The sequence below is a fragment of the Allobosea sp. TBD101 genome (assembly GCF_059817965.1).
The window spans coordinates 2,833,141-2,849,732 of the sequence record NZ_CM187543.1 but is presented as its reverse complement, the minus strand read 5'-3'; the positions used below and the strand labels follow the sequence as shown (position 1 = coordinate 2,849,732).

Sequence of the window (16,592 nt, the reverse complement as noted above, 5' to 3'; positions counted from 1 at the left end):
GCTAAATCTTGCAAGCCATTCGCGTGGCCGGGCGAAGCTTTCGTCAGCGCTTCTTCATCCAGCCGCCGATCCGCATCACCGCGTCCTCGCATTCACTGAGCGAACCAGCGAAGGAAAGCCTGATCGTGCGCGCGCCGCGCGCCTCGTCGAAATCGAGCCCGGGCGTGATCGCGACGCCGGCCTCCTCGAGAACGCTGCGGCAGAAGGCCATGGAATCGTTCGAGTATCGGCCGATGTCGAGATAAATGTAGAAGGCGCCGTCCACCGGCAGGAAGTCGCCGAGACCGATCTCCGGCAGCGCTTTCAGCAGGAAGGCCCGGTTTTGCGCATAGCCCGCCTTGATCGCCTCGCATTCCTCCGTCGCGTCGAAGGCCGCCTCGCCCGCCACCTGGCTGAGATAGGGCACCGAGATCGAGAAATTCTGCTGCAACCGCTCGATCGTGCGCACAAGGCGCTGCGGCACCACGAGCCAGCCGACACGCCAGCCGGTCATGCAGTAGTACTTGGAGAAGGAGTTGACGATGATCGCGTCGGGATCGGCGGCGAGCGCCGTCGTCGCCGGGGTCTCGTAGGTCAGGCCGTGATAAATCTCGTCAGAGATGTACCAGAGCCCGAGCTTGCGGCAGCAGGCGGCAACATCCGCGATGGCCTCCGGCGTCATCACCACGCCGGTCGGGTTGGCCGGGCTCATGGTCAGCACGCCGGCCAGCGGCTTCTCGCGGTGGGCGCGCTCGATCAGGTCCGGCGTCAGCGCGAAGCGCGTCTCGGGGCCGACCTCGATCGCCACCGGCTCCAGCCCGAGCGCAATCAGGATGTTGCGATAGGCGGGGTAGCCCGGCGCGGTGATCGCGATCCGCGAACCCGGCTGGAAGCAGGCGAGGAAGGCGAGGATGAAGCCGCCGGACGAACCCGTCGTCACCACGACGCGCTCGGCCGCCACCTGGACGCCATAAGCATCCTGATAATGCCGCGCGATGCGTTCTCTCAGCGAATCCATGCCGAGCGCCTGCGTGTACCCGATCCGGCCATGCTCCAGCGCCTTGGCTGCTGCGGCGCGGGTCGAGGCCGGCGTAGGCGCCGAGGGTTGCCCGACCTCCATATGCACGACCGAGCCACCGCGACGCTCGATGGCCGCCGCCTGGTTCATCACGTCCATGACGATGAAGGGGGCGACGCGCTCGGCACGCTCGGCCAGAGCGGGCAAGGCGGCGGGCACGATCAGGGGCTTCGACATCGGCTTGTCCGGTTTCGCAAGGAGGCCCGCTCGCGTAGCCGAGCCTGTCGCGCCCTGCAACCATCGGCCGCATCCGGTGGCAGAGCTGTGATTTGACCTTCGCCCCCCGAACAACCACAACCTCGCGGCTGGAAACGCTGCTTCAGTCGCGGTTTTCCGCCTGGCGGCTTTGAAAGGATGACGAGATGGCTTTCCCGACCCTCATCAGCATGGCGCGTGCCTGCCTGCGGCCAGCTGCCGTCGCGCTGAGCCTCTGGCTCGCGGCTTCCGCCGCACCGGCCATGGCGCAGGGCCAGCCTCTCTCGCCCGAGCAGCGCAAGGCGGTGACAGATCTGATCCGCGAGACGATCCTGAAGAATCCCGAGATCATCCAGGACGCCCTGATCGAGCTGGAGCGCCGCAACACGGTCGCCCAGGCCGATGCCCAGCGCAGCGCGGTCGCGGCCGAGAAGGCCCGCATCACCGATCCGGCGACGTCCGTCATCATCGGCAATCCCGAGGGCGACATCACCCTCGTCGAGTTCATGGATTACAATTGCGGCTACTGCAAAAGGGCGATGGAGGACGTCACCGCGCTCTCCAAGGCCGATCCCAAGCTGCGCGTCGTGCTCAAGGATTTCCCGATCCTCGGACCTGATTCGGTCGAGGCCAGCCGCGTCGCCATCGCCGCCAAGAACCAGCTTCAGGGCCCGAAATATTTCGAGTTCCACAACAAGCTGATGGCCGTGAAGGGCAAGATCAATGCCGCCAAGGCGCTCGAGGTCGCCAAGGAAGCCGGCGCCGATGTCGCCCAGTTGAAGAAGGACATGGAGGCGCCGGCCACCAAGGCCGCGATCGCCGACACCGTCGCGCTTGGCGACCGCCTCGGCCTCACCGGCACGCCGGCCTTCATCATCGGCGACGAGATCGTCTTCGGCGCGGTCGGCCAGGCCGCTCTCAAGGCGAAGATCGATTCCGTGCGCCGCTGCGGCAAGACCGACTGCGCCGGCTGAACGACCGCCACCAACGAACCCGATAGGCCGGCAGGGTGCTTCAGGCTTCCCCTGCCGGCCTGCAACGTTTATGAGGGCGGCTCCTGCCGCCCGCGCGCGGTGCCGGAATCAACGCCACCTATGGTCGCCGTCCACGTCCTGAACGGACCCAATCTCAACCTGCTCGGAACCCGCGAGCCCGGAACCTATGGCGCGGTCACGCTGGCCGGCGTCGAGGAGCGCCTGCGCCGCAAGGCAGAGGCGGCGGGCGTCGATCTCACCTTCCGCCAGACCAATTTCGAGGGCGAGCTCGTCACCTTCATCCAGCAGGCGGGTTTGGCCGGCGCCGGCGTCATCATCAACGCGGGCGCCTATACCCACACCTCGGTGGCCCTGCGCGACGCGATCAAGGGCGTCGATGCGCTGGCGATCGAGGTCCATATCTCCAACGTGCATGCGCGCGAGGAATTCCGGCACCATTCCTATATGGCGCCGGTCTGCGTCGGCGTGATCTGCGGCTTCGGCGTCGCGAGCTATGATCTCGCTCTCGACGCGATCGTGCCGCTGCTGGAAAAGCGGGCGGCGAAGACCGCCTGAACCTTTTTGAACGGGAGCACGGCCAGGGCCGTCGCCTCCATCCGAATATCCGAAGAAGACGGTGATACCCGCCATGGCGACCAAGAGCCCGATCGACCCCGAACTTGTCCGCGAGCTTGCAGAGCTCCTGAACCAGACCGATCTCACCGAGATCGAGGTCGAAAAGGGCGATCTGCGCGTCCGCGTCGCCCGCAACATCTCCACGACCGTGCAGGTTCCCGCCGCTGCCCCGATGGTCGCGATGCCGGCCCCGGTCGCCGCCGCGGTTGCCGCTCCGGTCGAGGCCAAGCCGACCGCGGCCCATCCCGGCGCCGTGCCCTCCCCGATGGTCGGCACCGCCTATCGCCGCCCCTCGCCCGATGCCAAGCCCTTCGTCGAAGTGGGCAGCGTCGTGAAGCAGGGCGAGCGCATCCTGCTCGTCGAGGCGATGAAGACCTTCAACGACATCGTCGCGCCCCGCGCCGGCAAGGTCACGGCCATCATGGTCGAGGACGGCCAGCCGGTGGAATACGGCGAGCCGCTGCTGGTGATCGAGTGAGCGTGGCGCCGCGCGCCGCCGATTTGGATTTCAAGATGTTCGACAAGATCCTGATCGCCAATCGTGGAGAGATCGCGCTGCGCGTGCTGCGCGCCGCCAAGGAGCTCGGCATCGCGACCGTCGCGGTGCATTCCACGGCCGACGCCAACGCCATGCATGTGCGCCTCGCCGATGAGAGCGTCTGCATCGGGCCGCCGCCGGCCCGCGAGAGCTATCTCAACATCCCCGCCCTGATCGCGGCTTGCGAGATCACCGGCGCCGATGCGGTCCATCCCGGCTACGGCTTCCTCTCCGAGAACGCCCGCTTCGCCGACATCCTGGACCGGCACAACATCACCTTCATCGGCCCCAAGGCCGAGCATATCCGCTCGATGGGCGACAAGATCGAGGCCAAGCGCACCGCCAAGCGCCTCGGCATTCCCTGTGTGCCGGGCTCGGAAGGCGGCGTGGCCGACGAGGCCGAGGCGCTGCGCATCATCCGCGAGATCGGCCTGCCCGTCATCATCAAGGCTGCCTCCGGCGGCGGCGGCAAGGGCATGAAGGTGGTCCGCACCGAGGACGAGATCGCCGTCCTGCTCGCCACCGCTCGCAGCGAGGCCAAGGCCAATTTCGGCGATGACGCGGTCTATATCGAGAAATACCTCGAGAAGCCGCGCCATATCGAGATCCAGGTGCTCGGCGACGGCCGCGGCAACGCCATCCATCTCGGCGAGCGCGACTGCTCGCTGCAGCGCCGCCACCAGAAAGTCTGGGAAGAAGGCCCCTCGCCCGCGCTGAACGCCGGCGAGCGCGACCGGATCGGCGAGATCTGCGCCAAGGCGATGCGTGAACTGCAATATCGCGGCGCCGGCACGATCGAGTTCCTCTACGAGGACGGCGAGTTCTACTTCATCGAGATGAACACCCGCATCCAGGTCGAGCATCCCGTGACCGAGATGATCACCGGGATCGACCTCGTCAACGAGCAGATCCGCATCGCCGCGGGCGCCCCGCTCTCGCTCAGGCAGTCCGACATCGTCATCGAGGGCCATGCCATCGAGTGCCGGGTCAATGCCGAGCATCACGCCACCTTCCGCCCCTCGCCCGGTAAGATCGCCTCGTTCCACACGCCGGGCGGCCTCGGCGTGCGCGTCGATTCGGCGGCCTATCAGGGCTATTCGATCCCGCCGCATTACGACTCGCTCGTCGGCAAGCTGATCGTGCATGGCCGCAACCGCGACGAATGCCTGATGCGCCTGCGCCGTTCGCTCGACGAGTTCGTCGTCGATGGCGTCGACACGACGCTGCCGCTGTTCCGCACGCTGGTGCGCAACCCGGACATCCTCAACGGCGACTACAACATCCACTGGCTCGAGAAATTCCTCGCCGCCGGCGGCATGGGCGAGCCGGAAGCCTGAGGCTTCGGCAGCTCCCGAAATGAAAAAGCCCCTCGCGATGCGAGGGGCTTTTTTCTTGTCCACTGCTCTCGAATTCAAATCCACGTGTCATCCCGGGCGGAGCGAAGCCCAGACCCGGGATCCATGCCGGAGCGCTTCCATGAAAGGTTCAGGCATGGATCCCGGGTCTCCCTGCGGTCGCCCGGGATGACCCGCGTCGTCCTTGAAAACCGATACAGAAGCAGATCGCGCTCAGATCGTTTCCAGCAGGCCCTTCATCAGCGCCTGCCGCGGCGCGATGGACGAGATCAACCCGTATTCCTGCAACGTATGGGCGCCGTCACCGTCGATGCCGAGCCCGTCGAGGGTGGGCACGCCGAGTGCCGCCGTGAAATTGCCGTCCGAGCCGCCGCCGGTCATCGGGCAATCCTGCAGGTCGAAGCCGACATCGGCCGCGACCTTGCGCGCCAGCTCGAACAGCTCGGCCACGGCGTCCGACTTCTCGTAGGGCGGCCGGTTCATGCCACCGGTGATGCGGAGCTGAACATCCGGATCATGCGGTTTCAGGCTGAGGATGCGGTTCTCCATCATCGTGCCATCGGCGAGCGTAGTGACGCGGCAATCGACGCTGAACCAGGCATGCTGCGGAATGACATTCGCCGCTGTACCGCCGCCGATCAGCGCGACGCTGGTGGTGATGCCGCGCGCATAATCGGTCATGCCCTCGATCGCGAGGATCTGGTGCGCCGCCTCGCGGATGGCGCTGCGCCCGTCGGCATGTTTCGAGCCGGCATGGGCCGGACGCCCTTCCAGCCTGACGTCAAAGCGGCCGACGCCCTTGCGCGCAGTCACGATCTTGCCGCCCGAGCGCGCTGGCTCGGTGACCAGAACCGCCTTCGATCCCCGCCCGATCTCCTCGATCAGGGCCCGGCTCGTCGGCGAGCCGATCTCCTCGTCCGGCGTGAACAGGAAGGTCATCGGCCGCTTGGCCGAGCCTGCGACCGCGACCTGCTTGAAGGCCTGCAGGGCGAGCCAGGCACCGCCCTTCATGTCGTAGACACCGGGGCCGTAGAGCCGGTCTCCCTCGATCCTGACGGGTAATTCCTTGGCGCTGGTACCGACCGGATGCACCGTATCGAGATGCGACATCACGGCGACAGCGGGCTGGCCGTTGTCGAGACCGGCGCGCAGCACAACCATGTCGCCGAGCCCGTCGCGGCCGGGAATGCGCTCGACCGCGATCGGCAGCCCGGCGACCTCCTTCTGGACGAGGTCCATCATGCCGTTCAGGCCGGCAGGGTGGCTGGTGGGGCTTTCAAGCGCAACCCAGACGGAGAGCGCGGCGGCGGCGTCATGTTGATTCATGCCGAGATGTTCTCCGATGAGGGCGGTGACGCGCAAGGCGAGTTGCATGCGCCCTGCGCAGATCGGTAGCGCAACCGCCAGTGCAGGCCGGAACGACCGAGCCCGAGCGGTCTCGCGAAAGGTGCATGACGACGTTTCTGTGAAGCGTTTCGCATCGACGATGAATTCTGCTCTTGCCAAGCCGGATCGCATTGATTAGACCCCGGCTCACCAACGCGGCGCGGCACCAAGCGCCCTGTCGTTGGGGGATCGTCTAACGGTAGGACCCCAGACTCTGACTCTGGTTGTCTAGGTTCGAATCCTAGTCCCCCAGCCATTCCTTTGTGGCTATATAAAAACCAATGAAATCAAGAGCTTGCCCGAGTCGAAAAACGCTCTGGTAGCCCAGTGGTAGCCCATTCTGGCACCCCAAGAATGCGCCACAGATGTATGTGGTTACGTAGCGCGGATGCTCTCGGCGACCCTTTCGCTTTTCGTGCTTCGAATCGGGCGCTTTTCGTGCGACGTGCCGGAGCGGCGGAAGCTACCCATGTGACATCGGGCTTTAAGCAAGCGCGCGGGGGATAAGTGCATCGGATGTCTGCGGAGGCTTCTTTCGTCCTCTCCGACCTCAACTGAACCACCGCTCCGTCGTGCGGCACTGTATTGTTGCCCGGGCCGCAGCGGGTTAAGCGGTCACCCCTCGGCGCCTATAGGTAGGCTGTTGAGGAGCTGCCGAACTTCGCGCCAATGCGGTAGGTTGTGATCGAGCACCGAGAAGAACGCTTCCGAATGGGTTCGCTCCAAGAGATGCGTCAGCTCGTGCAGGACCAGATAGTCTAGGCATTCGGGAGGCTTCTTGGCGAGGTCGGTATTCAGCCGGATGTTGCCGCTCTCGGGGTGACAGCTTCCCCATTTAGTTTTCATCCGCTGGATAAAAATGCCCTTCGCTTTCACACCGAGCCGATCCTCCCACCGAGTAACTGTCGGTTCGGCTACGCGTCGCAGTTCTTCCCGGTACCACTTCTCCATGATGTCGTGGCGATCATCGCGTGTAGCGCTTGTGCGCGTTGTCAGCACCAGCGTGCGATGAACTAGTTCAACAGACGGAGGGGCATCGCGGTGGACGACCTTGAGCAGAACGCGTTCACCCCAAACGAAATGGCTCTCTCGATCGATGTAGTCACGGACAGGCTCTCTTGGCTGCGTCAAAAGCTTCCGCTGATTCTTTCTAATCCACGCCATGCGCGAGACTGCGAACGCACGAATCGCGTCAATCTCCAGCGAAAGAGGCGCGGCGATCCGAACACGACCGGTAGGCGGGTGGACGCTCAGATGGAGGTTCTTGATATCCTTGTGAACGACCTCCACCGTGAGGTCGCCGAGGGTAATGACCTGCACGCTCAGTACTCTCGTTGATGAAATATGATCGCAAAGATCGCCTCGGTTTGCTCCTCGTCGCGCACAATATCGTAGATTGCGGCCTTGATCTCCTGCTCCCGAGCCTGAACGCCGCGCCAGTCTGCGGGGCGGACCTGCTTGATCCTCTCATCGATCCGCACAGCGAGGTCCGCGTCTTTGCCGAGGTTGTTGTAGAGCGCTCGTTGGCCTTCGGTCTTGATCTTCGCCGGCCGGTCTCCCTCTTGTCCGGCGGTCACGGCGCCAATGAGCTTGGCTATCGCCTGAAGATATTTCTCATAATCGATGGCCTTCGCCTTCCGCGCCACGATGATCTCGTCGAGCAGCTTAGACATCTTGTCGTAGAAGGCGGGGTCGGTCAGGCGCTCCTTGATGATCTTTGCCCGAACGTTGTTCTCGATGGTTTCGGCCACCGCATCCCTGTTCCCCCGCAGTCCGCCATGCAGCGAGCTAATGGCCGTGTCGATGCCTAGGGTCGTGGGTTCGCTCAAGGCGAGCGTATGGGACGCCTGATCGGCGGGTGAAGTGGTCATCGTGAGTTCCTACGGATGGAGCGAAAAGAGACGGGTCTAGGCCGGATCAGGTTCTCCCGGCGCAGGTGTGTTTCGGCGTGCAAGTTTGGGTCTGACTCAAATCTGCTGCAGGTCGGGGCTGTTTTGATGCTGGTTTCCAGAAGGAATCAGCGCGATGAAGCAGCGATTTCGACCAGCCAGCTTGGTTCCCGCAGGTTTGATTGTCGACGGTATCACGATCGAAGGCGATCGCGTTGTTGTCCGAACCCGGTCCGCCGTCAGCGCCTGTCCATGTCCTGACTGCGGGGCGTTCTCGCAACGGATCCAAAGCCGGTATTTCCGGCGTGCAAAGGACCTGCCGCTCAGCGGCCGACGCGTCGAGCTCCAGGTCCTCGTTCGGCGCTTTCGCTGCGATGCCGTCCTGTGCGGCCGCCAGATCTTCGCGGAGCGCTTTGGTGACCGCGTCCTCGCGCCGCGAGCGCGTCGGACCGATCGTCTCGATCATATCGTCCAGCATCTCGGCCTCGCCTTGGGTGGCAGGCCCGGAGCAAGTTTTGCCGCGAGGATGATGCTACCGGTCAGCAACGACACGTTGCTGCGCGTGGTCCGGCAGCGTGCCAGGGTGCCGAGCGAGCCGCTGCGCGTGATCGGCATCGATGACTTCGCCTGGCGGCGCAATCACCGCTACGGCACGATCGTCTGCGACTTGGAGAGGCGTCGGCCGGTCGCGCTTCTTTCCGACCGGGAGCCAGCAACATCGGAAGCTTGGCTCCGCCATCAGCGGCTGGTCCATACAGTCGCTCGTGACCGTGGCGGTGGCTATGGAGAGGCGGTGGCACGGGCCCTGCCGCAGGCCGTCCAGGTTGCCGACCGCTGGCACCTGATGGAGAATGCCAGCCGCGCTTTCCTCGATGCCGTGCGCAAGTCGATGCGCCAGATCCGTAGCGCCATTGGTGCCACCATCGTCAATCCTGCGCTCCTGACGGCGGCGGAGAAGCTGCAATACGATGGATATCTGCGGCGGGAAGAGATCAACGCGGCGGTCCTCGCCCTCTGGCGGGAGGGCGTGCCGATCAAGCAGATCGTCAAGCGCACCGGCCATCACCGCCAGACTGTCAGGCGGATCGTCCGCGGCGAGCGCAGCGACGTCTTCCGACCTCGCCAGAGTTCGTTGGATGCGCATCTGCCCTGGCTCGATGCGCAATGGGACGCGGGAACTCGGAACGCAGCTGCTCTCTGGCGCTCGATGAGGACGAAAGGCTTCCGGGGAAGCCTCAGGGTGATCTCGGAATGGGCGACACGCCGCCGCCGCGCGGAGAAAGCGGACGCAAGCAGCCTCGCGCGTGTCCCGTCGGCCCGGACCATCGCGCGGTTGATGACCACCGGTCGCGACAATCTCACAAAGGCTGAAACCGTCACGATCGCGGCGATCGAGGACGGCGTGCCGGCATTGGTCGAGGCTCGCGAGATCATCGCCGACTTCCATGCCATGATTAGGATGAAGCGGGCCGAGCCCTTGTCATCTTGGATCGATCGAGCCTCCCAAAGCCTGGTCGCCTCCTTGGCCAATGGCGTCCGACGAGACGAGGCCGCTGTGCGAGCAGCAATCCTCTCGACTTGGTCGAACGGTCAGACAGAAGGCCAGATCACCCGCCTCAAGCTCGTCAAACGCCAGATGTACGGCCGCGGAAAGATCGATCTTCTCCAGGCGCGTCTGATCGGCGCGCAATGATCTCAAATGTCAGCGGGATTGCGTCAGACCCCAAGTTTGACCCCATGAGGCGGGGGATCGGCGTCCAACTTTGACCCCCTTGAGCCGGTTTCGGTGAGACTGTCCGTCCTGGTTTCGGATGGGCGGGCGGGGGATGAAGGGCGTGGATACGATTGCGCGGATCCGGCGCGAGTTTTCGATCCGCGGGAAGACGATCAAGGAGATCGCCCGCGAGCTGCACGTCTCTCGGAACACGGTGCGCAAGGTGCTGCGCTCTGGCGCGACGTCGTTCGAGTATGAGCGGAAGGTTCAGCCGCAGCCGAAGATAGGGCCCTGGCGCCCTGAGCTGGATCGGCTTCTGATGGCGAACGACGGCAAGCCGGCCCGCGAGCGCCTGACGCTGATCCGTCTTTTCGAAGAGCTGCGGGATCTCGGCTACGAGGGCGGATACGATGCCGTTCGTCGCTATGCGCGAGGCTGGCGCCGCGAGCAATCCGCCGTCACAGCCGACGCCTATGTGCCTTTGAGCTTCGCGCCCGGCGAGGCCTACCAGTTCGACTGGAGCCACGAGATCGTCGTCATCAATGGCGCCACGACCCAGGTGAAGGTGGCGCATGTCCGGCTTTGTCACTCGCGCATGCTGTTCGTACGGGCCTATCCGCGCGAGAGCCAGGAGATGGTCTTCGACGCCCATGACCGCGCCTTCGCCTTCTTCAAGGGCGCCTGCACGCGCGGCATCTACGACAACATGAAGACCGCTGTGGAGACGATCTTCGTCGGCAAGGAGCGGGCCTATAACCGCCGCTTCCAGCAGATGTGCAGCCACTATCTGGTCGACCCTGTCGCCTGCACGCCAGCCTCGGGCTGGGAGAAGGGGCAGGTCGAGAACCAGGTCGGGCTCGTGCGCGAGCGCTTCTTCGCCCCGCGCCTGCGGGTCAAGAACTACGACGAGTTGAACGCCTGGCTGCTGGATCAGGTGCTTCGCTACGCCAAGGCCCACCGCCATCCGGAGCAACGTGACCGCACAATCTGGGAGATGTTCGAAGCCGAGCGCCCGAGCCTGGTGCCTTACGCGGGGCGGTTCGACGGCTTCCACTCACTGCCAGCCTCGGTGTCGAAGACCTGTCTCGTGCGCTTCGACAACAACAAGTACTCGGTCATCGCGAGTGCGGTCGGGCGCCCCGTCGAGATCCGCGCCTATGCCGATCGGATCGAGCTGCGCCAGGACGGGCGTATCGTCGGCGAGCATCCCCGCTGCTATGGCCGCGACCAGACCATCTACGATCCCTGGCACTATGTCCCGGTACTGGCTCGCAAGCCGGGCGCCCTGCGGAACGGAGCGCCCTTCAAGGACTGGGTCTTGCCCGGTGCGATCGACCGGGTCCGGCGCAAGCTCGCGGCCGTTCAAGACGGCGACCGGCAGATGGTTGAGATCCTCACCGCGGTGCTGAGCGACGGATTGTCCGCCGTCGAAGCCGCCTGCGCGGATGCTCTGCGGCAAGGCGTCCACTCCGCCGACGTGATCATCAACATCCTGGCCCGGCGCCGCGAGCCGGCGGCAGCGATCACGATCATGACGCCCGATGCCTTGCGCCTGCACCATGAGCCTGCCGCCGATTGTGCCCGCTACGACAGCCTCAGGAGAGCCGTGTGATGGAACGCTCGGAGATTCTTGCCACCATGGGCGAGCTCAAGCTCTATGGCATGAAGGCCGCCTACGACGAGATCATCGCCTCGGCGGTGAAGCGCCAGCACGAGCCGCAGCGCGTCGTCGGCGACCTCCTCGCCGCCGAAATCGCCGAGAAGCAGGCTCGTTCGATCAAGTATCAGATCACCATCGCCAAGCTACCGCTCGCCAAGGATGTCGCCGACTTCGCCTTCGACGGAACCCCGATCAACGAGACCCTCGTTCATGATCTCGCCGGCGGCAACTTCCTGGCGCACCAGCGCAATGTTGTCCTCGTCGGCGGGACTGGGACCGGCAAGACCCATCTCGCCATCGCGATCGCCCGGGCATGCATCCGTGCCGGTGCTCGAGGCCGCTTCTTCAACGTCGTCGATCTCGTCAACAAGCTCGAGGCCGAAGCCCGCACCGGCCGCCAGGGCCGCATGGCCGATTATCTCGCACGCATGGACTTCATCGTCCTCGACGAACTCGGCTATCTGCCCTTTGCCCAGTCCGGCGGACAACTGCTCTTCCACCTGGTCAGCAAGCTCTACGAGCAGAGCTCCGTCATCGTCACCACGAACCTCGCCTTCGGCGAATGGCCGTCCGTCTTCGGCGACGCCAAGATGACCACCGCGCTCCTCGACCGGCTCACCCATCACTGCGACATCGTCGAGACCGGCAACGAGAGCTGGCGCTTCAAGAACAGGCTCTGAGTTCCCCGCACACCACCGATCCGGAGTCGGCGCGGCTGCGCAATCCAGACCAGCTCCGCCGCGCCGCCTCCTCGCCGCGAAGCATACTCAAGGGGTCAACATTGGACGCCGATCGGGGGGCAACTTTGCGGGCCGTTTGACAGCAAGGAGAACAAGGTCGATTTAGCCATCATCCGGCCCACGATGCGCACGCTCGTCACGGCGAAATGGAGCGTTCGCGCAGACCGGGAGAAACAATTCCCGACTGAGTATGATGAATATATCAATGCCGAGTCAGAGAACCGGAAATTTCAATATGTGTTCGTGACGAACGAGTTTGATCCGGCGCGGCTCATGCGTGCTTGCGAAAATCTGCACCGCAACAGCTTGATGTTTGATCACGTTGTTCACATTAATACCGATGCGGTACGTGCGACATACGGTAAGCTCCGATCTGCGCGTGGAGATACCATTATCTCCTGGCGTCGGGTGCTCGATCACATCGACAGTGGGCGCCTCGTAAGCTTAGAGCATTGGCTGACCAGCTTGGCCGATCAATAAGCGATCTCGGAACCTGTCCGATGCGTTTATTGTTTCATGGATAAGATCTCTCCCAGCCGGCGCAGCGCGAACATGCGCGCTATCCGTTCGAAGGATACGAAGCCGGAACTGATTGTGCGCTCGGCGCTACAGCGCAGAGGCCGAGACCCCATACTGGGGGGCGATCGTCACCGAGAGCCAAGAGGTGGTCTTTACCCACAACTTTGGGTTCCGGCCGACGGGGATCATGCGCGAGGCCTATGTCGCGTACCTGAACGATCTCTACGCCCGCGAGGCGGAGGGTAATGGATACGGCGAGGATGTCTCGCTGCTCAAGATCAACGAGATCAATAGCTGGATGGGCGCCTGGACGTTCATGGAACGCTGCGGATTCCGGGCGGGCGAGGCGTCAGGTGACGATGAGGCAGACAATGACCGGGACAATTGCGAATTCGCTTCGGATTAGCCGTTCGCCGTCCGATTGATGGTTTCGCTCTGTAAAATTGGGCAACGCCAGTTGACGAAGAGGGCCATTGTTCACCGTCCGGCGAACAATGCGCGAAAGTCAGCGGACGTACGGGGAGGATGTATTGCATACCCACACGTGAGACGTGTAACACACTAGCGAGCCTGCCGTAAAAGGCGCTTGCCGGCCCTAGGAGATCCACGCTGCAACCCTTTGACATCATTGAAGGTGCGCGGTCTCCGCTCCATCCCAAGGTGTTCGTGATCGGCGCTTTTGACAGCCGCATCACATTTTACTCGCAGCAAGTGCGTGCCCTTGCTCTAGCGCATGCGCTCAAGGACCAAGGAATTCTTCGGGACGGATTGCGCATCGGTGTGGTCGGGGGCGGCGCGGCCGGTCTCACGGTGGCCGCCGCCATTGCGCTGATTTCAGATGCCACTGTCGACTTGTACGAGCGCGCGGACGAAGTCCTTCCCCTACAGCGCGCGAGCCAACGGCGGCGCCTCGATCCCCATATCTATGGTTGGCCCAATGTGGGTAGCGACGATCCGACCGCAGACTTGCCGCTGCTCGACTGGACCGCAGGTTCAGCGCAGGAGGTCCGGCGTGATGTGAAGCAGGAGTTCGAGGCCGTTGTAGATGCCGTGGCGCCGCGGCTGACCGAACGGTCACGCGCTCCGCCAAACCCTGCCTATTCCCGCCACCAGGTGTCCAATGACCAGAACCGCTATCCTTCTCGCCGCTGCCTTGACTTGCTCCATCGTCGGCAGCAGCGCGATCGCCCAAGCGCAGCCAGCCCCCCAAACCGGCGAGGTCGCGGCTACGGTCACCACGTTCTGGATCACCACCAAAGCGCACACCAAACCGGATGAGAAATCCTACGTCCGCTACTCGGTGAACAAGGACGCGACGAGGCTGATCCAGCAGATGAGTTTCGTATGCCCCAAGAGCCGGCGCACATTCACCCATCTCGACTTCTTCCTGAAGGACATGATTGCGCAGGGCGCGCCCTATCCGTCGTTGCACGATAAGATCGACGGCCAGTTCAGCCTCGACGGTCAAGGCCCGCTCACGCTGTCGGGCGTTTCCCTCGGCATCGAGCTCTATTTCGATCGCTCGCCCGTGACCTACAAACAACTCGACCAGGTGCTGAACGCCAAGCTCATCCAACTGCGCCTCGGCCAAGCCAAGCTCGCCTACAACACCGATGGTGAATTCGACGAGCTCATGCGCGAGATCCTGCCGGAGAACACGAGCTTGACCGGCTTCTTCACCACAGAGGCCATGCTCGCCGACTGCCGCAAATACCGGGGGGAGAGCGCTCGCTAGCTCCTGCCACGTTTGCTACAATCGCTTGCTACAAAACCGACCTGTTTCGTTCACCCCGGCAGCCGTAACCGCTTGATAAAATTGGTGCCGTGAAACTGGCTGAGGGTCCTAGTCCCCCAGCCACTCCTGCGTGGCTCGGCCAAGCTGAAATTCATCATTTACGAACATAATGGGCGGGCGCGCATTTCAGCGAGCTTCAGCTCCTTCATGCATCGCCGTCCAGCCGATCACCCGGCCTGCGCCGCCACTCCCTCCAGGAACACCGTGAGGCAGAGCCGCGCGTGCCGCATCCGCTCCTCGACTGTCAGCAGCCGGTCGCCGGGAAAGCGCTTGATCAGCACCGAGAAGATCATGTCCATCAACATGCGAGCCAGCGCATCTGCAGGAAAGGTGCGAAGCATGCCGCGTTCCTGCTGGCCAACGAGCCAATCCTCAAGGAGGCGCCGCGCGGGCTCCGCGCCCTCCTGCTCGATCATTTCGCCGATCTCGCTGAACCGATCCGAATCGGCAAGGACGAGCCTGATGAAGGCCAATCGATCGCGATTGTCGATATCGTCGATGTCGAGACGGAAGATCGCGGCAAGCGTCTCCAGCAGCGGCAGAGCCTCGCCGCCAGGGCGCGGCAGCGCCAGCATCGAGCGCCGGTGATCGGCCACCATCACCCGGAACAGATCGGTCTTGGCCGGGAACAACTGGTAGAGCGTGCGCTTCGAAACGCCGCAGCGCGCTGCCACCGCATCCATCGTCGTGCCGCCATAGCCGACATCGAGGAACAGATCGCGGGCGGAGTGCACGATCCGCTGACGCTCGGCATCGTCGGAACGCGTCTTGGGGCGCCCACGCCCCCGGATCGATGCGGATTTTTCGCTCGCTTTTCCGCTTGTCATCACTGCGCCCACCATCGCGCCGCATTCTTGCGTTTGACAGTCGCAGAAATCAAGAGATAAGAAACTCATCAGTTTCCAAAAGAGAGTCTGCATGCCGGCCGAGCGCGCCCCCTCCTCTTCCCGCCATGCCCTGCCGAGCGCTCTGCTGCTCGCAGCGATGCTGGCTGCCTGCAATTCCGAGAAGGCGGCGGCGCAGCCGCAGTTCCAGGTCAGCGTCGTCACGCTGCATCCGCAGCCCGTGGCCATCACGGCGGAGCTGCCGGGCCGCGTCTCGGCGAGCTTGATCGCCGAGATCCGGCCGCAGGTGAATGGCATCATCAAGTCGCGGCTGTTCCGCGAGGGCAGCGAAGTCAAGGCCGGGGACGTGCTCTACGAGATCGACCCAGCCCCCTATCAGGCCGCCCTCGACAGCGCTGTCGCCGCCCAGCACAAGGCCGAGGCCGCCGTCGCCAACGCGCAGGTGCGGGCCGATCGCTATCGCGAGCTGCTCCAGCGCAATGCCGGCAGCAAGCAGGATTCGGACGACGCCAATGCCACCCTGGGCCAGGCTCAGGCCGATGTCGCAGCCGCCAAGGCCAATGTCGAGGCGGCCAGGATCAACCTCGCCTACACCAAGGTCACCGCGCCGATCGACGGCCGCGTCGACAAGTCGGCGCTGACCCAGGGCGCGCTAGTCACCGCCAACCAGGCGGCCGTCCTGACCACGATCCGCAAGCTCGACCCGATCAATGTCGACGTCACCCAGTCGAGCACCAATCTGTTGAAGTTCCGCAACGACATCGCCTCGGGCCGGTTGAAGTTCACCGGCCCCAATGTCGCGGTGAAGCTGAAGCTCGACACCGGCGACGCCTACGCGCAATCGGGCAAACTCGAGTTCGCCGAGGCGAACATCAACGAGACCACCGGCACCTTCAGCGTGCGCGCCGAGTTCCCGAATCCGGAGCGGCTGCTGCTGCCCGGCATGTTCGTCCGCGCCGAGATCCAGGAAGGCATCGCCGAGAACAATTTCCTGCTGCCGCAGCGCGCCGTCGGGCGCAACACCAAGGGCGAGGCAACCGCCAAGTTCGTCTCGGCCGAAGGCAAGGTCGAGGAGCGCGTGCTGAATACGCGCCGCCATATCGGCAACAACTGGCTGGTCGACAGCGGCGTGAAGGATGGCGAGCGCATCATCGTCGAGGGTGGCCAGCTCGTGCGCCCGGGCCAGAGCGTGACCGTGAACGAAGTCAGCGTCGACGAGGCCACCGGCGAGCTCAAATCCGCCAATCGCCGGGCCGAATTGCCGGCCGGCAACACGGCGAAGAACTGAC

General features: G+C 64.0%; 17 protein-coding genes and 1 tRNA gene. 13 read left to right on the top strand and 5 right to left on the bottom strand.

Features of this window, described 5'->3' with window-relative positions:
• Positions 1-43: 43 nt before the first annotated feature.
• On the bottom strand, positions 44-1,234 hold the full coding sequence (locus AC6RIC_RS13995) for a pyridoxal phosphate-dependent aminotransferase (protein WP_499732776.1): 1,191 nt from the start codon (positions 1,232-1,234) through the stop codon (positions 44-46).
• A 185-nt stretch (positions 1,235-1,419) separates the two neighbouring features.
• Here AC6RIC_RS13995 and AC6RIC_RS13990 point away from each other — a divergent pair, with 185 nt between their 5' ends.
• The 4 genes from AC6RIC_RS13990 to accC all read left to right on the top strand — a co-directional run bounded on the left by AC6RIC_RS13990 (position 1,420) and on the right by accC (position 4,737).
• On the top strand, positions 1,420-2,226 hold the full coding sequence (locus tag AC6RIC_RS13990; RefSeq protein ID WP_454656845.1) for a DsbA family protein: 807 nt from the start codon (positions 1,420-1,422) through the stop codon (positions 2,224-2,226).
• 120 nt (positions 2,227-2,346) lie between these two features.
• A complete protein-coding gene (aroQ, locus tag AC6RIC_RS13985) occupies positions 2,347-2,802 on the top strand; it encodes a type II 3-dehydroquinate dehydratase (RefSeq protein ID WP_454656844.1) in 456 nt (151 codons plus the stop codon).
• Between the two features lie 73 nt (positions 2,803-2,875).
• Positions 2,876-3,340, top strand: a complete 465-nt coding sequence (gene accB, locus AC6RIC_RS13980; protein ID WP_499732775.1) for an acetyl-CoA carboxylase biotin carboxyl carrier protein — start codon at positions 2,876-2,878, stop codon at positions 3,338-3,340.
• 35 nt (positions 3,341-3,375) lie between these two features.
• A complete protein-coding gene (gene accC / locus AC6RIC_RS13975; RefSeq protein WP_499732774.1) occupies positions 3,376-4,737 on the top strand; it encodes an acetyl-CoA carboxylase biotin carboxylase subunit in 1,362 nt (453 codons plus the stop codon).
• 231 nt (positions 4,738-4,968) lie between these two features.
• On the opposite strand, the gene AC6RIC_RS13970 is transcribed toward accC, so the two are convergent.
• Positions 4,969-6,081: a M20 family metallopeptidase gene (locus tag AC6RIC_RS13970; protein ID WP_499732773.1), complete on the bottom strand. Its 1,113-nt coding sequence runs from the start codon at positions 6,079-6,081 to the stop codon at positions 4,969-4,971.
• Between the two features lie 242 nt (positions 6,082-6,323).
• Between AC6RIC_RS13970 and AC6RIC_RS13965 the strand changes: the two genes are divergently transcribed.
• Positions 6,324-6,397: transfer RNA gene (locus tag AC6RIC_RS13965), tRNA-Gln, on the top strand.
• Between the two features lie 359 nt (positions 6,398-6,756).
• Here the strand turns inward: AC6RIC_RS13965 and AC6RIC_RS13960 are convergent.
• Together AC6RIC_RS13960 and AC6RIC_RS13955 are read right to left on the bottom strand one after the other, a co-directional pair.
• Positions 6,757-7,461 carry a M48 family metallopeptidase gene (locus tag AC6RIC_RS13960; RefSeq protein WP_499732772.1) on the bottom strand — a complete coding sequence of 235 codons (705 nt, stop codon included), beginning with the start codon at positions 7,459-7,461 and terminating at the stop codon, positions 6,757-6,759.
• Between the two features lie 2 nt (positions 7,462-7,463).
• Positions 7,464-8,012 carry a hypothetical protein gene (locus AC6RIC_RS13955; RefSeq protein WP_499732771.1) on the bottom strand — a complete coding sequence of 183 codons (549 nt, stop codon included), beginning with the start codon at positions 8,010-8,012 and terminating at the stop codon, positions 7,464-7,466.
• Between the two features lie 154 nt (positions 8,013-8,166).
• On the opposite strand from AC6RIC_RS13955, the gene AC6RIC_RS13950 reads away from it, so the two are divergent.
• From AC6RIC_RS13950 to AC6RIC_RS13920, 7 genes are all read left to right on the top strand, one after another.
• The gene (locus AC6RIC_RS13950; protein WP_499732770.1) at positions 8,167-9,723 is read left to right on the top strand and encodes an ISL3 family transposase; all 1,557 of its coding nucleotides are present in this window, start codon (positions 8,167-8,169) and stop codon (positions 9,721-9,723) included.
• 133 nt (positions 9,724-9,856) lie between these two features.
• A complete protein-coding gene (gene istA, locus AC6RIC_RS13945) occupies positions 9,857-11,356 on the top strand; it encodes an IS21 family transposase (RefSeq protein ID WP_499732769.1) in 1,500 nt (499 codons plus the stop codon).
• Complete coding sequence (gene istB, locus AC6RIC_RS13940; protein WP_499732768.1) at positions 11,356-12,084, top strand: IS21-like element helper ATPase IstB; 729 nt, start codon at positions 11,356-11,358, stop codon at positions 12,082-12,084. Before istA ends, istB begins: the two co-directional genes overlap by 1 nt.
• 183 nt (positions 12,085-12,267) lie before the next feature.
• Positions 12,268-12,624 carry a hypothetical protein gene (locus AC6RIC_RS13935; protein WP_499732767.1) on the top strand — a complete coding sequence of 119 codons (357 nt, stop codon included), beginning with the start codon at positions 12,268-12,270 and terminating at the stop codon, positions 12,622-12,624.
• Between the two features lie 36 nt (positions 12,625-12,660).
• Positions 12,661-12,909 (top strand): hypothetical protein, encoded by a 249-nt coding sequence (locus AC6RIC_RS13930; protein ID WP_499732766.1) that lies wholly within the window; start codon positions 12,661-12,663, stop codon positions 12,907-12,909.
• Positions 12,851-13,069 (top strand): hypothetical protein, encoded by a 219-nt coding sequence (locus AC6RIC_RS13925; protein ID WP_499732765.1) that lies wholly within the window; start codon positions 12,851-12,853, stop codon positions 13,067-13,069. The genes AC6RIC_RS13930 and AC6RIC_RS13925 overlap by 59 nt, the downstream gene beginning before the upstream one ends.
• Before the next feature lie 714 nt (positions 13,070-13,783).
• Positions 13,784-14,398 carry a hypothetical protein gene (locus tag AC6RIC_RS13920; RefSeq protein ID WP_499732764.1) on the top strand — a complete coding sequence of 205 codons (615 nt, stop codon included), beginning with the start codon at positions 13,784-13,786 and terminating at the stop codon, positions 14,396-14,398.
• 227 nt (positions 14,399-14,625) lie between these two features.
• Here the strand turns inward: AC6RIC_RS13920 and AC6RIC_RS13915 are convergent, their stop codons facing one another.
• Positions 14,626-15,507, bottom strand: coding sequence for a TetR/AcrR family transcriptional regulator (locus AC6RIC_RS13915; RefSeq protein ID WP_499732763.1), 882 nt, complete (start codon positions 15,505-15,507; stop codon positions 14,626-14,628).
• Here AC6RIC_RS13915 and AC6RIC_RS13910 point away from each other — a divergent pair.
• Positions 15,443-16,591, top strand: coding sequence for an efflux RND transporter periplasmic adaptor subunit (locus AC6RIC_RS13910; protein WP_499732762.1), 1,149 nt, complete (start codon positions 15,443-15,445; stop codon positions 16,589-16,591). The two genes, AC6RIC_RS13915 and AC6RIC_RS13910, sit on opposite strands and share 65 nt — an antisense overlap.
• Position 16,592 lies beyond the last annotated feature (1 nt).